Below are 14,331 nucleotides of genomic sequence, written 5' to 3'. Positions count from 1 at the left end.
CTTCTTTTGTAAACAATTCCTATATTATCATAGGAACAGATCAAGCGGCAGAACGAAAAGGCCATCCCGTTATCGGCAGGACAGCCTCAGTGACTTTGATGACTTATGAATAAGGTATCGTGTCTTTTTTATCTTCAGAAGCGGTTTGAATGATAATCGGACGCACGAAACGGATTACCGCAGCCGAGGCCAAAACGGCTAATCCGCCTGCAAGCAAAAACGCCCCCGAGAATGATCCGCTTTTGTCCGCGATAAAGCCGGTTAAAGCAGGCCCGATAATACCGGCCGTGTTTGCAAGAAAATGCATAAAGCCGCCGACTGACCCGACATTCCTTTGATCAACCACATCATGAATGACCGCCCAATAGATAGAGCCCGTTATATATAAAAAGAAGACTGATAAAGCAACGAGAATAACGGCACTTACGGTAGTGGTAACAAGTCCGGCAAATCCGATCAGTACAGCGGAAGCGAACAGACAAGTGACAAGAATGACTTTCCGTGAGAACAAAACCCCTTTTCCGGCGGTTTTTTTGAATACATAATCAGAAATCATTCCGCCTGCCGCCAAACCGATAAATCCAAGAATCCAGGGAATAACAGTCACCACGCTCATAAATTCAACACTTAAACCGCGTTCTTTCACCAGATAGCTCGGAAACCATGTTAAGAAGAAAAATAAAATGTAGTTGTAGGCGAAAAAGGCAAAAGCCGTGAAGAGAACCGTTTTTTGTTTCAAATAAAAGGTCATCGGGATATGCTGCTCATGCGATTGAATCGCTGCTTTCATTGCCGGGGCGTCTTCCGTCGGCGCCGGCCGTTCTTTGACAAATTTAAACCAGATGAGCGCCCAGACTAAACCGATGATCATGATCAGGACAAAGGAAACTTTCCAGCTGAACGCCACAGCAATCATCCCGACAATCGGGCCGGAGATCGCTCCGCCGAGCGGCGTTCCGCTGTTTGTCAGGCCGATGACCGTGGCGCGCTGAGACGGAGGAAACCAATTGTTGACCATTTTGCTTATGGCAGCCGACAGCGGCCCCTCCCCCATACCGAATAAAACACGGATAATCAAAAGACTTACAAATCCGAAAGCAAGCGCAACCGCTCCGCTGAAAAGAGACCAAACGATCATCGCCGTACACAATGTCAATTTAGCCCCGTACCGGTCAGATGCAACACCGCCGAGAAAGTTAAACACAGCGTATCCGACAGAGAAACTGCTGAAAATCAGCCCCATTTGGGTTGCCGACAATGTGAGATCCTGCTGTATGAACGGCGCTGCAATAGACAGCGCTGAGCGGTCTAAATAGTTAATCACCCCGGCTGAAAATAAAAGAAGAATAATAGGGAATCTATCCTTTGAGAACATAAAATCCCTCCCTCTTATTTCTTAATATTCAGATATTAAAATTGCCGGAGTAAACCGGTTTATGCAATGAAACCGGTTATCCGGATTGCCTTGCGAGCAGCGCCGGTTTATAGCGGTGAATCCGTTTTTCACCGCCATCTTTTTCTTGTATCTGGCGAAGAAGAAGGCTTCCTGCTTTTCGCGCCATTTCTGCCGCAGGCTGAACGATCGTCGTAATCGGAGGAGTAAAAAAACCCGCAAAAGGAACTTCATCAATTCCGATGACGGCTGCCTTATCCGGAATTGTCATATCATGCTCCTTCATATACTTCAGCACCTCAACAAGAACGATATCGTTTGCCGCCAATATCGCTTTCGGAGGCTCTTCAAGTGAGAACAGCTCTGACAAAACATTGGAAATATCAGCCGCATCGGCTGTTTTGATATATTCGTTCCGCACTATCATTCCGTGGCGGTCAAGCGCCTTCTTATACCCTTCAATCCTTTCTACCCTCGGACTGATTTCCCGAATAATGGACGTCGTAATAATCGCGATTCTCTTTATGCCGCTTTCGATAAACCGGTCAACGGCAAGACCGGCTGCATGATGATTATCAAGCATCACTGTCGGAATCCCGAGTTCTTCAATGGTTCTGTCCATAAACACGACCGGAAACGTATCGCGTTTCATCTTTTCATATAAAGAGAGATTTTCGCCCGTCGGAAAAATAATAATTCCGTCCACCTGCTTGGCCCGCAGCATTTCAATATATTTCTTTTCTTTTTCCGGTTCATCATCCGCATTGCAGACAATAATATGAAATCCTTGTTCATGAAAATAGTCTTCCACCGCCCTGATGACCTGAGTGGAAAAGGTGTGAAGAATATTAGCCACCACCACACCTACTGTAAATGTTGATTTCTGTTTTAAGCTGCGGGCGACGAAATTCGGCTGATAGTTCAGCTCTTGAATGGCCGCTTCTATTTTTTGTTTCGTTTTCTCGCTCATATAGTCATAGCGCTGATTTAAAAATTGAGATACGGTGCTTTTAGATACGTTTGCATATTTCGCCACATCAGAAATTGTAATGGTTTTCATAGACTCATCCCCGTCTGTCTTCATTTTTCACTAGTATAAGTCAGAAGTAAATGGTTTACAATCTGACAGGGACATGGATTCTGTCACACTCCGGAATAAGCCATAAAACCTCCGTCGACGGGAACGGTGACCCCGGTGACAAAGCCCGAGCATGAATCATCCGAAAGCCACAGGAGCGTTCCCAGAAGGTCTTCCGGTTTCCCGAAACGTTTCATCGGTGTATGTGCCATAATCTTATTGGATCGGTCTGTCAGACTTCCATCTTCCTGTAATAACAACTCACGGTTTTGCGCTGTCAAAAAGAAACCCGGAGCGATGGCATTCACCCGCAGCCCTTTTTTTGCGAAATGAACAGCCATCCACATCGTAAAATTCTGAATCGCCGCCTTGGCCGCGCTGTAGGCAGGCACCTTTGTCATCGGTGTATACGCACTCATAGAAGAAATATTAATAATCGCGGGACATTCCGCCTTCAAAAGGTCTTTTCCAAACACTTGCGATGCCAGAAATGCACCGGTAAAGTTGGTTGAAAATACGCTGGAAAACCCCGTTTCGTCCATATCAAAAAATGATGTGCCCTGCTCATCCTCTTCATACGTCTCACTGGCAGTGATCGCATCAGGGTGATTTCCCCCGGCTCCGTTAATTAAAAGATTGACAGAACCGAACCGGCTGATAATCTCGTCTTTTGCCTTTTCGAGCGAATCACGGGCTGAAACATCAGCCGGTACAGAAACCGCGGTTCCTCCAGCGTCAGCAATCTCGCCCGCCGCACGCTCTGCTTTATCAGCATTCCGGCTGACGATCGCAATTTTCATCCCCTGCCGTGAAAGCTCCTTTGCCATTGCTGAACAGAGAACACCGCTCCCGCCTGTTATGACAGCGGTTCTTCCTGATAAACGTTCATGAATCGGTCTCATCTCTTCACCCCTTTCTCATGAGACGAGAACGCATCCCACAGTCCGTTCAAGTACATAATTCCTAAGGCACGATCATATAAACCATAACCCGGCCGGCATTGTTCGCCCCAGATATGACGGCCGTGATCAGGCCGTACATATCCTTTATAGTCTTGGCCGTGCAATTCTTTTACCACACCGGTAATATCAATGGACCCATCACTGGTAAGATGCGAAGTTTCCGTAAAATCACCGTTATCGCAGATTTTCACATTTCGTATATGGGCAAACGGCGCAGCTCCCGCATAGTGTTTGGCGATCTTCACCATATCATTGGCGGGATCCGCTCCCATCGAACCCGTGCATAACGTAATACAGTTGGCGGGTGAATCTGAAATCTCTCGCAGCTTTTCATAACTTTTCTCACCGGTGATAATACGGGGCAGGCCAAAAATTGACCAGGGCGGATCATCCGGATGAATGGCCATTTGAATGCCGCGTTCCTCCGCTACAGGAAGGATTTCATGTAAAAAGAACTCAAGATTGGCCCAAAGCTGTTTTTCATCAACCGTTTGATAGGCCTCAAACAGTTCCTTGATCCGGGCCATTTTCTCCGGCTCCCACCCGGGAAGCGTCAATTCAGAAGATTCTTCAACCGTGCGGATCAGTTCCTCCGGAGGGAGACTTTCCACTTTCGCTTTTTCAAAAAACAAAGCGGTTGACCCATCCTCCAGCGCGCGGAACATATCGGTACGCGTCCAGTCAAATATCGGCATGAAATTGTAACAGATGACTTTCACGCCGAATTCGGACAGATTGCGAATGGTCTGTTTATAATGTTCAATATATTGTCCGCGTTCTTCATGACCGAGTTTAATGGCTTCATGAACATTCACGCTTTCCACGACCTCTGCATGAAACCCATAGGATTGAATGACTCTGACTTCCGCTTCAATGTCCTCCTTTTCCCATACTTCGCCCGCGGGCTTCTGGTGAAGAGCCCAGACGATGCCTTTGACCCCGGGAATTTGTCTGACATGTTCAAGAGTCACCGTATCATTACCTTGGCCATACCAGCGAAACGTGATATTCATGTTACACCCCCGTATATTCGTTTTTTCGGCAGACGTATTCTTTGCTGAGGGATACGGCAGCTTCATAGCCGCCCTTTTGATATGCTTTTGTCAAGTCGCTTCCCACACCCACCGCGACCGCTCCGGCAGAGAGCCAGTCATTCATGCTGTTTAATGAGATACCCCCGGTCGGCATAATGCGGACATTCGGCAGAGGACCGTTGACCGACTTGATAAATGAAGGGTCAAACGAATTAGCGGGGAACAGCTTTACCACATCACATCCGGCTTCGAGCGCCAAAGCCATATCAGACACGCTCATGCATCCCGGAAGATACGGTACGCTGTACTGGTTGCATAGAGATGCTATCTCTTTTACAAAATGAGAGCTGACGATAAATGAGGCGCCTGATAAAATGGCGTGTCTCGCCGTTTCTGTATCCATTACAGAGCCGGCTCCAAGAAGAATATCTTGATGCCGGAGTTCCTTAAAGACATCTTCCACTTCAGGAGTTGTGTATGTAAGCTCAATGGCGCTGATACCTCCTGAAATGGCCGCTCTTGAAACTTCAAGCGCCTCTTGGCTGTTTTGTCCCCTTATGACAGCCACCACTTGTGCATGCAGAAGTTTTTCGTAAATAGCGTACTTAGGCAGCATTCTCGCTCCTCCTTTAATCAAACGTAATGATTGCTTTTCCCACCTTGCCCGGGTGCTGTTCGATCAACTGAAATGCTTGATGGACGTCATCTGCTGAAAATGTATGTGTAATAAGACCGCCGTGCGTTAACAGGCCTTTATTCAGTAAGTCTGTAATGTACGGAAACTGATTCGTCTGCAATCTTGAACCGGTTATCGTGACTTCCTTTTTTGTGATCGGAAGCTGAGAAATGCCGGCAGTCCTCTCATCAAAACCAAGCACAACCACATGACCGGCCGGAGAAACCGCGTCAATGGACGTTTCAAACGTTGAGGGGAGACAGACGGCATCAATGACGGCATTGGCGCCTTCATTTTTGGTCCATTCGTTCACCCGCAAAACGGGATCTTCTTTTTGCGCGTTGACGGTAACGTCCGCACCGTTTTTTTCAGCGAATGCCAAGCGTTCATCATTCAAGTCGGTTATCATGACGGAAGCGCCTTTGAGCTTTGCCATTTTTAATATGCAGATTCCGATCGGCCCCGCCCCCTGAATCAAAACGGTATCTTCCTTCTCGACTCTGCCTCTCCAAACGGCCTGGGCGCCGATCGTATATGGTTCTGCCATGACCGCTTCCTCCCAGGGCAGATCGGGCGAAACGGCATGCAGCTGCTTTTCCGGAAGCACGATATATTCCCGCATCCCGCCATCTTCATGAACGCCGAACACCGAAAGCGCTTTGCAGACGTTCGGACGTCCTTTCCGGCAGGCATAGCATGTTCCGCAATAAGATATCGGTTCAATCACTACCCGGTCACCCGGCTTGAAACGCCGGACAAGAGAACCGGTCTTTGCGACTTCCCCTGTGACTTCATGACCGATTACTCTCGGCAGGGACGCTAACGGATTTGTCCCATGATAAATATGCAAATCTGATCCGCAAATTCCGACCCGCTTCACCTTGACAAGAACATCATCCGCGTGGACAACAGACGGTTTCTCACATTCCGTCACCACCAGATCAAAAGCTTTCCGTACTAGAACCGCTTTCATTTTCTCACCCGCTTTTTAAGTTGTGCTTGCTAACGTTCAATCACAGTCTCTTTGTTTACAAATGACAGAACCTCTTCTAGATAGGGAAGCCCTTCATTGTCACCGGAAACTGTGGTGACGAGCGCACCGACCGCATTGGCAAGCTCCAGACGTTTTTCCGGTTCAAAACCATGCAGATAACCGTACAGGTAACCGGCATTAAAGCCGTCACCCGCTCCTACCGTGTCAACAGGCGCAACCGGGAAAGCCTCTTTGTGAACCCACTTATGATCATGATACAGCGCAGAACCTGCTTCACCGTCTTTTATGACAAGCTGACTGATTGAATAGGTCTCTGCAAACCGGGCTAATGCTTCATTTTCCCCTAGACCTGTCAGCTGTTTCATTTCGTCCCGGCCCGCCAGAAGAATATCAGTATGCGGAAAGATTTGATGAAATGCCGCACGCGCCTCCTCAATCGTCCACAGCTTCAGCCTGATATTCGGATCAAAAGATACGGGAATCCCCCTTGCTTTGGCGATGGAAAGCACCCTTTCAGCAATTTCAAGGTTTTTCTTATCAAGCGCGAGGAACACGCCGGTAAGATGAACGATGTGAATGCCGGCAAACATATTCTCTGTTATATCTTCCGGTGCAAGAGTCAGAATTGGTGAATTGAAACGGTAATAAAACGTCTTGCCTGAACCGTCATTTCTGATCTCTTTGACATTTAAAGATGTAGGAAAGCCTTCAACATAGGAGACGTCAGTCACATCAATTCCTTCTCCTTTGGCAAACTGATAAATCACTCTGCCGAACTCATCCTTCCCCAGCCTGCTGACCCACTTTGAGTGCAGATTCAATCTGGCGCATGCAATCGCAAAATTCAGTTCAGCTCCTCCTGCTTTTCGTTCAAAATGGGTAACAAAACGCAAAGGCCCTGTGCTTGCGGGATTTAAGGTGATCATCGCATCACCGATCGTAAAAATGCCATAATCAGAAGCCACATTAATACTCCTTTCCTTTAAGACTAAATCGGTTTGGTAAACCGGTTTAGTTAAACTTTATATGAAAGCCCTTACACACACAAGAGAAAAATACAACAAATTCAAAAAAATCTGTTTTCGGCAAAAATAACCCGGTTTTTCACATAAAAAAACCCCTCACAACAAAATGTAAGGGGTTTTTTGAAAATTGTATGCATGTTTCCTTAGTTAGCAGTCTTACGTTCGGGGCTTGTACCTTCTTCTTCCGCCCATGTTTCAATATGCTTGAGCTCCGGCGTATTCTCGGCCTTGAATACAGGATCAAGACCTTTTTTGCGCTGAGCGGCATAATCCTTATAGATCTTGTAGGCTACATTACTCAGCAATAAGATTGCCACTAAGTTAATGAGAGCCAAGAGTCCCATAAACAAGTTTGCCATGTCCCAGACGATCTGGAAGTCAGCCAAACATCCGTATACCACCATCACTACGACGAATACGCGGTAAATATTAAGCCATGTTTTGCTTGTTTTAATAAATTCAATATTCGTTTCACCATAGTAATAGTTGCCGACGACTGAGCTGAATGCGAATAAAAACATCGCAATCGCAATAAATGTCGGCGCCCATCCGCCGAGGTGGTGCTGCAGTGCGGCTTGTGTCACTTGGATGCCGTCGCCTTTAGGCGTAAAGCTGTACAATAAAATGATAAAGGCAGTCGATGTACAAACGATAAATGTATCAAAAAACACACCGAGGGTCTGAATTAATCCCTGCTTAGCCGGATGCGACACATGTGCAGCCGCTGCGGCATTCGGCGCGCTTCCCATACCCGCTTCGTTTGAAAACAGGCCGCGCTGCGCACCGATAATAATGATGCTTCCTAAGCTTCCGCCGACGATCTGTTCAAGACCGAACGCATTTTTCACAATCGTAACAAACAGCTCAGGTACCGCTGTAATATTTACAATCACGACATACAGCGCGATCAGAATATACATACCCGCCATGACCGGAACGATTAATTGCGAGACGGAAACAACACGTTTCAGACCGCCGAATATAATGAAAGCCGTTAATACAGCTAAAATGATTGCGATAACTGTTTTATTCACATGGAATGCTTCGTCAAACGCGACAGAAATCGTATTTGACTGCACGGCGTTAAAGATAAGTCCGAAAGAAACGGTAATCAATACGGCGAATAAAATACCGAGCCAGCGGGCGCCCAGTCCCTTTGCCATGTAATATGCCGGACCGCCGCGGAATTCGTCACCGGAACGCACTTTATACAGCTGCGCCAAGGTGCTTTCCACAAAGCTGGAAGCCATACCGACAATCGCTACGATCCACATCCAAAATACTGCGCCGGGACCGCCTGTTGCAATCGCCAGCGCGACGCCGGTCAAGTTTCCGGTTCCGACACGAGAAGCGGCTGAGATAAAGAATGCCTGCATTGAAGACACTCCTTTATTTCCTTGCGGCTTCTCCCCGACGATTCTGAACATTTCAATAAAGTATTGGAATTGAATAAAGCGAAAACGGAACGTAAAGTACAATCCGATCCCGACTAAAATATAAACAAGATACTTCCAAATAAAATCATTTGGAACATTTATGATTTCACTGATGAAAGCCTCCATGTTTAACCTCCCTTTTACGTATCTTTTACTGTCATTTTTGCTGCATATGTTAGATCTTTTAACACAACGGGTATTATTATATCACAACAACAGTGGTTGAGAAGTTTTTTTAAGAAAATGTTTCGGTTTCTTCATCACATCTTTTGCTGTCATGCCCCGTTTTTTATCTTACAGCCCGAAAAATGTTGTCACGTCATAAGGAATGCGTGCATATCATAACAAATAGGTCTTTAAGAAAAAAGAGATGAAAAGATGGATGGAATGGTATATACTTAACCAGGATAATAATTTTTTAAATTTAATAAATGTGTTTACTTTACATTTAAATTAGGGTATTATAATAAAAATATTCAGACTTATGAAGGGGGGAGAACATTTGAAAAAAATCTTGTTTTTAAAAGCTTCTATTTTATTTTTAGCGATTGCAAGCTTTCATTTGCTCTCCATTCCCCATGCGTTTGATACCGCTCATCATTTTAAAGCGGTAGCCGACCAGCAGGAAATGCACGAAATGAAGGCCGGCCAAAATGCTGATGATGAGAAAAAATCGCTGACGGGCTCATATATCTTGACGGCGCTTTTTGCCGCTTCTGTCTCACTGATCGTGATATCAGACAGGAGACTCCCCGCTTCCCGGAGAAGACAGCGAAAGAAAAGCTTTTTAATCGCTAAATTTTATCAGTCCTCGTATTTCGATGAGCTTCATGTTCAACATCGCCTATCTATGTAACATAAAATGAGGAGGTTGTTAAACATGTTGTTTATCTTACGAATGGTGATTTTAGGGTTGTTTTCATTCACTGCGTTGAATTTATTTGTATGGCAGGGAATCGAAGTCATTCACGCTATCACTGACTTATTCGGCAGCCATGAAAGCTAAATAGTAAAACCTCCGCTCAATGAGCGGAGGTTTTTTATTTTAATTTTACTCTTAAACATCGTATGCAGGGATACGCCATACATCTGTTACCGGCCCTGTCTCATCTTCATCGGTAAAGAAGGAGCCATTGCTGTATCGGTCATTCGCCCGCAAGGACTTCACGGCGATTTCGATTCTTTCGCCTTTTTCTGTTTCCGCAGCGATCATATCGGCCAAAGCGCACGCAAATACGCCGACTGCCCGATGCGGGTTCTTTTTAAGCTCACGCAGCATGATGACACCGCGTTTCGCCCTGGATGTTTTTTCGAATTCAGATAGGTTCATCCGTTTGATTGCTCCCCGCTGTGTGACAAGGACGAGCGAATCTGTTTCATGCAGAATTTGCCCTGATACGACGGTATCACCGTCTTTTAAATTTATGCCCTTTACGCCGGCCGCACGGGCACCGACTACATTTACTTCATCTTCACCGAACCATAAACCGTACCCGAGGCGGGTGGCGATAAACAGCTGGCTGCCGCCGTCTGTGACATGAACATCAATCAGCTCATCATCCCCTTTAAGGTTAAGGGCAACAAGCGCTTTCGAGTAACGCTGCGCTTTGTAATGCGTCATTTCAGTTCTTTTCACCATGCCGTTTTTCGTCATGAACAATAAATATGAAGATGGATCAAATTCTTTTACCGGTATAGCTTTCACGATGGTTTCATCACGGTCAATCGTGATGATGTTCGTTACGTGCTGCCCCATGTCTTTCCACCTGATATCGGGAAGCTGGTGAACCGGACAATAAACATAGCTTCCCTTATTGGTAAAGAGCAGGAGAACATCCGTTGTATTCATTTCAAATTGGTGAATCAGCCTGTCAGTATCCTTCATACCGAAATCCTGGCCGTTAGAAGCGGCAAATGACCGCTGGCTTGTTCGTTTTACATAGCCGTCTTTAGTGACTGTCACATATACGTCCTCAGAGGCAACCATGACTTCAAGATTGATTTTAATTTCCTCAATCTTTTCTTCAATGACAGACCGTCTGCTGTCAGCATAGGTCTTTTTCAATTTTTTCAGGCTGCTTGTAATGACTTTTAACAGCTTTTTATCATGACTTAAAATGGCTTCGAGCTCCTGAATTTTCTTGCTGAGCTCTTCCGCTTCCTCTTTTAGCGCCGTAATATCCGTGTTTGTCAGACGATACAGCTGCAAGGATACGATTGCTTCGGCCTGAGGCTCCGTAAATGCGAATTTAGAAATTAAGTTTTGTTTCGCATCTTTCTTGTCGCTGCTTGCCCGGATGACCGCTATGACCTCATCTAACACAGACAGTGCCTTCATCAGTCCTTCAACGATGTGATGCCGCTCTTTTGCTTTTTGCAATTCAAAGACGGAGCGGTTTGTCACTACTTCCTTCTGGTGGGAAATATACGCATCCAGGATGGCTGTAAGACTCATCAGCATCGGCCGGCGGTTATGTATGGCGACCATATTAAAGTTATATGTTGTCTGCAGATCAGTGTTTTTATATAAGAAATTCAGGATGCCTTTTGCATCGGCTTCTTTCTTTAACTCAACGACCACCCGAAGCCCCGTGCGGTCAGTTTCATCCCGGACTTCAGAAATGCCTTCGACTTTTTTGTCTATGCGGTATTCGTCCATTTTCTTTACGAGATTGGCTTTGTTTACTTCAAACGGAATTTCTGTAATGACGATCTGCTCCCGTCCGCCTCTTACGGATTCCACTTCAGCCTTGCCGCGGATAATAATTTTGCCTTTCCCGGTTTCATAAGCCTTCCGAATGCCGTCGACTCCTTGAATAATGCCTCCTGTCGGAAAGTCAGGCCCTTTAATCACCTGCATCAAGTCATCGACGGTGCAATCCGGAGATTCAATCCGTTTAATGACGGCATCAATGACCTCACCCAGATGATGAGGGGGAATATCAGTCGCATAGCCCGCTGAAATCCCGGTTGATCCGTTGACAAGCAAGTTAGGGAACATGGCGGGCAAAACAACCGGTTCTTTACTAGTGTCATCAAAGTTCGGAACGAATTCAACCGTATTTTTATCAATATCACGCAAAAGCTCTGACGCGATAGAAGATAATCTCGCTTCCGTATAACGCATGGCAGCCGGCGGATCGCCGTCAATGCTTCCGTTGTTGCCGTGCATCTCAATCAGCACATTCCGCACTTTCCAATCCTGGCTCATCCGCACCATCGCTTCATAAACGGAACTGTCACCGTGCGGATGATAATTACCGATAACGTTTCCGACCGTTTTCGCCGCTTTACGGAAATTTTTATCGAATGTATTTCCGTCTGCGTGCATGGCGTATAAAATTCTCCGCTGCACCGGCTTTAAACCGTCACGAGCGTCGGGCAGCGCCCTGTCTTGAATAATGTATTTACTGTAGCGTCCGAAACGGTCGCCGATTACTTCTTCTAACGGTAAATCATGAAATAATTCTGGCTGTGCCACTATTAAACCTCCTCAGCGACCGACAAGTTTTCATTTTCTAAAATATTGCTTTCCTCATCTAATCCGAAGGCAACATTCTTTTCAATCCATTTTCTTCTCGGTTCTACTTTTTCTCCCATTAATGTCGTTACGCGGCGCTCTACCCGTGCCGCATCGTCGATCTTGACTCTGACGAGCGTTCGCGATTCGGGATTCATCGTCGTTTCCCAGAGCTGGTCTGCGTTCATTTCTCCCAGACCTTTATAGCGCTGGATGGTATACCCTTTGCCGACTTTCTTTAAAACGCCGTCCATTTCTTCGTCGGACCAGGCATATTCAATAATCTCTTTCTTACCGCTCCCTTTGCTCACTTTGTAAAGAGGCGGAAGGGCGATGAAGACTTTTCCGTGCTCGATTAAAGGTTTCATATAGCGGTAGAAAAACGTTAACAGCAAGACTTGAATGTGCGCGCCGTCGGTATCCGCGTCCGTCATGATAATGATCTTGTCATAGTTGATGTCGTCTATCTCAAAATCTGCGCCGACACCGCCTCCGATCGCATGAATAATCGTATTGATTTCTTCATTTTTGAAGATGTCTGCAAGCTTTGCTTTCTCTGTGTTGATGACCTTTCCGCGAAGGGGCAGCACGGCTTGGAATTTCCGGTCTCTTCCCTGTTTTGCAGAACCTCCCGCAGAGTCTCCCTCCACAAGATACAATTCATTCTTCGCCGGATTTCTGGAACCGGCCGGTGTGAGTTTTCCGCTCAGCGTCGCTTCTGATTTTTTGCGCTTTTTGCCGCTTCTCGCTTCTTCTCTCGCTTTACGGGCCGCTTCACGGGCCTGGCTTGCTTTAATCGCTTTTTTGACAAGCAGGGTCGCCGTATCGCGGTTTTCTTCCAGGAAATAAGCAAGATTCTCGGAAATGACGGCATCCGCGGCGGATCTCGCCTCACTTGTGCCAAGCTTCCCTTTCGTCTGGCCTTCAAATTGCAGCAGTTCCTCCGGGATACGCACGGAAATGATTGCGGACAAACCTTCCCTGATATCGGCGCCTTCAAGGTTCTTGTCTTTCTCTTTTAAAAGGGCAACCTTTCGCGCATACTCGTTAAACGCTCTTGTCATTGCCGTTTTGGCTCCTGATTCGTGGGTGCCGCCGTCCTTTGTTCTGACGTTATTAACGAATGACAGCATATTTTCTGAATACCCGTCATTAAACTGAAACGCGAAATCGACTTCAATGTCGTGATGCTCGCCTTCAAAGGAAACCACTTCGCATAAAGCGTCTTTTTCCTCGTTTAAATAAGCGACAAATGCTTCAATTCCGTTCTCATAATAAAATACTTCTTTTACGCCGTTCCGTTCATCAATTAATTCTATTTTCAAACCTTTTAACAAGAAAGCTGATTCGCGCAGACGTTCTGACAGCGTGTCAAAATTATAAACCGTTGCGCTGAACATTGACGGATCAGGTTTAAAATGGGTAAGCGTTCCCGTTTTTTTGGTGGTTCCGATTTTTTCAAGTGAAGTCACGGGCTTGCCGCCGTTTTCAAACCGCTGTTTATAAACATATCCGTCACGCTCAATAGTAACTGTCAGCCACTCCGATAACGCGTTTACGACAGATGCGCCGACACCATGCAGACCGCCGCTTGTTTTATAGCCGCCCTGTCCGAATTTCCCCCCGGCATGCAGCACGGTGAAAATAACTTCCGGCGTCGGCTTTCCGAGCTTATGCATCCCGGTCGGCATTCCGCGTCCTCTGTCCTGTACGGAGATGCTGTTGTCCTTATGTATCGTTACGATAATATGATCTCCGTAGCCGGCAAGAACTTCATCGACGGAATTGTCGACGATCTCATATACCAGATGGTGCAGGCCTCGTGCGTCCGTCGAACCGATGTACATTCCCGGTCGTTTTCTGACGGCTTCCAGGCCTTCAAGCACCTGTATGGCATCTTCGTTGTAATCAAATTGCTGTTTTCTAGCCAAACGTACAAACCCCTTTCAAAAAACCTGCTCTTAATCATTCTCTTTTTTAAATGTTTTCATGTCTTTGTTTTTCAGTATGCGCAAGCTTCGGTCCAATTCTCCTCGGACTCACAATTATAACCAATATGCTTGATTTCGCAACATATTTAAGCGAATGGCTCGTTTTTTAGGCCGCAAGACATACATTCGAACGGCTTTTCATCTTTTTGGTGCCCTTTTCGGCGGATAAGAACATGAGTTCGCTTTCTATTATATAGCTTTATGCCGGCCATCGCAAACAGA

Annotated in this window: 12 protein-coding genes; 2 read left to right on the top strand and 10 right to left on the bottom strand. The window is 46.2% G+C overall.

Translation table 11 applies throughout. From position 1 onward, the window contains the following. Window positions 1-103 precede the first annotated feature (103 nt). The 8 genes from NYE38_RS09375 to NYE38_RS09340 all read right to left on the bottom strand — a co-directional run bounded on the left by NYE38_RS09375 (window position 104) and on the right by NYE38_RS09340 (window position 8,724). Window positions 104-1,375 carry an MFS transporter gene (locus tag NYE38_RS09375; protein WP_053285108.1) on the bottom strand — a complete coding sequence of 424 codons (1,272 nt, stop codon included), beginning with the start codon at window positions 1,373-1,375 and terminating at the stop codon, window positions 104-106. A 76-nt stretch (window positions 1,376-1,451) separates the two neighbouring features. After that, window positions 1,452-2,453, bottom strand: coding sequence for a substrate-binding domain-containing protein (locus NYE38_RS09370; RefSeq protein WP_025650135.1), 1,002 nt, complete (start codon window positions 2,451-2,453; stop codon window positions 1,452-1,454). A gap of 83 nt (window positions 2,454-2,536) precedes the next feature. Next, the gene (locus tag NYE38_RS09365; RefSeq protein WP_017417885.1) at window positions 2,537-3,373 is read right to left on the bottom strand and encodes an SDR family oxidoreductase; all 837 of its coding nucleotides are present in this window, start codon (window positions 3,371-3,373) and stop codon (window positions 2,537-2,539) included. Beyond that, window positions 3,370-4,446: a mannonate dehydratase gene (gene uxuA, locus NYE38_RS09360; RefSeq protein ID WP_025650137.1), complete on the bottom strand. Its 1,077-nt coding sequence runs from the start codon at window positions 4,444-4,446 to the stop codon at window positions 3,370-3,372. Before uxuA ends, NYE38_RS09365 begins: the two co-directional genes overlap by 4 nt. 1 nt (window position 4,447) lies before the next feature. Next, window positions 4,448-5,083 (bottom strand): bifunctional 2-keto-4-hydroxyglutarate aldolase/2-keto-3-deoxy-6-phosphogluconate aldolase, encoded by a 636-nt coding sequence (locus NYE38_RS09355; RefSeq protein ID WP_014418028.1) that lies wholly within the window; start codon window positions 5,081-5,083, stop codon window positions 4,448-4,450. A 13-nt stretch (window positions 5,084-5,096) separates the two neighbouring features. After that, window positions 5,097-6,116: a zinc-binding alcohol dehydrogenase family protein gene (locus NYE38_RS09350; protein WP_014418027.1), complete on the bottom strand. Its 1,020-nt coding sequence runs from the start codon at window positions 6,114-6,116 to the stop codon at window positions 5,097-5,099. A gap of 29 nt (window positions 6,117-6,145) precedes the next feature. After that, window positions 6,146-7,102 carry a sugar kinase gene (locus NYE38_RS09345; RefSeq protein WP_014418026.1) on the bottom strand — a complete coding sequence of 319 codons (957 nt, stop codon included), beginning with the start codon at window positions 7,100-7,102 and terminating at the stop codon, window positions 6,146-6,148. A 203-nt stretch (window positions 7,103-7,305) separates the two neighbouring features. Next, entirely contained in the window at window positions 7,306-8,724 is a 1,419-nt protein-coding gene (locus NYE38_RS09340) for an alanine/glycine:cation symporter family protein (protein WP_007410311.1), read from the bottom strand. A 376-nt stretch (window positions 8,725-9,100) separates the two neighbouring features. Between NYE38_RS09340 and NYE38_RS09335 the strand changes: the two genes are divergently transcribed. Further along, window positions 9,101-9,454, top strand: a complete 354-nt coding sequence (locus NYE38_RS09335) for a hypothetical protein (protein ID WP_065180810.1) — start codon at window positions 9,101-9,103, stop codon at window positions 9,452-9,454. Window positions 9,455-9,478: 24 nt separating this feature from the next. Further along, window positions 9,479-9,604 carry a hypothetical protein gene (locus tag NYE38_RS09330; protein WP_003153957.1) on the top strand — a complete coding sequence of 42 codons (126 nt, stop codon included), beginning with the start codon at window positions 9,479-9,481 and terminating at the stop codon, window positions 9,602-9,604. Between the two features lie 51 nt (window positions 9,605-9,655). On the opposite strand, the gene parC is transcribed toward NYE38_RS09330, so the two are convergent. Together parC and parE are read right to left on the bottom strand one after the other, a co-directional pair. Continuing rightward, window positions 9,656-12,079, bottom strand: coding sequence for a DNA topoisomerase IV subunit A (parC, locus tag NYE38_RS09325; protein ID WP_032858581.1), 2,424 nt, complete (start codon window positions 12,077-12,079; stop codon window positions 9,656-9,658). A 2-nt stretch (window positions 12,080-12,081) separates the two neighbouring features. Then, on the bottom strand, window positions 12,082-14,049 hold the full coding sequence (gene parE, locus NYE38_RS09320) for a DNA topoisomerase IV subunit B (protein WP_025650141.1): 1,968 nt from the start codon (window positions 14,047-14,049) through the stop codon (window positions 12,082-12,084). Window positions 14,050-14,331 lie beyond the last annotated feature (282 nt).

Origin of the sequence: Bacillus sp. EU63 (genome assembly GCF_038592915.1) — a bacterium.
Taxonomy (GTDB): domain Bacteria; phylum Bacillota; class Bacilli; order Bacillales; family Bacillaceae; genus Bacillus; species Bacillus velezensis.
Note: the sequence above shows the minus strand (reverse complement) of the source record. Positions and strands in the feature narration are given on the sequence as shown.

Coding starts and splice junctions, on each gene's coding strand:
- NYE38_RS09375 (WP_053285108.1), bottom strand. CDS start 1,375: ATGTTCTCAAAGGATAGATTCCCTATTATTCTTCTTTTATTTTCAGCC.
- NYE38_RS09370 (WP_025650135.1), bottom strand. CDS start 2,453: ATGAAAACCATTACAATTTCTGATGTGGCGAAATATGCAAACGTATCT.
- NYE38_RS09365 (WP_017417885.1), bottom strand. CDS start 3,373: ATGAGACCGATTCATGAACGTTTATCAGGAAGAACCGCTGTCATAACA.
- uxuA (WP_025650137.1), bottom strand. CDS start 4,446: ATGAATATCACGTTTCGCTGGTATGGCCAAGGTAATGATACGGTGACT.
- NYE38_RS09355 (WP_014418028.1), bottom strand. CDS start 5,083: ATGCTGCCTAAGTACGCTATTTACGAAAAACTTCTGCATGCACAAGTG.
- NYE38_RS09350 (WP_014418027.1), bottom strand. CDS start 6,116: ATGAAAGCGGTTCTAGTACGGAAAGCTTTTGATCTGGTGGTGACGGAA.
- NYE38_RS09340 (WP_007410311.1), bottom strand. CDS start 8,724: ATGGAGGCTTTCATCAGTGAAATCATAAATGTTCCAAATGATTTTATT.
- NYE38_RS09330 (WP_003153957.1), top strand. CDS start 9,479: ATGTTGTTTATCTTACGAATGGTGATTTTAGGGTTGTTTTCATTCACT.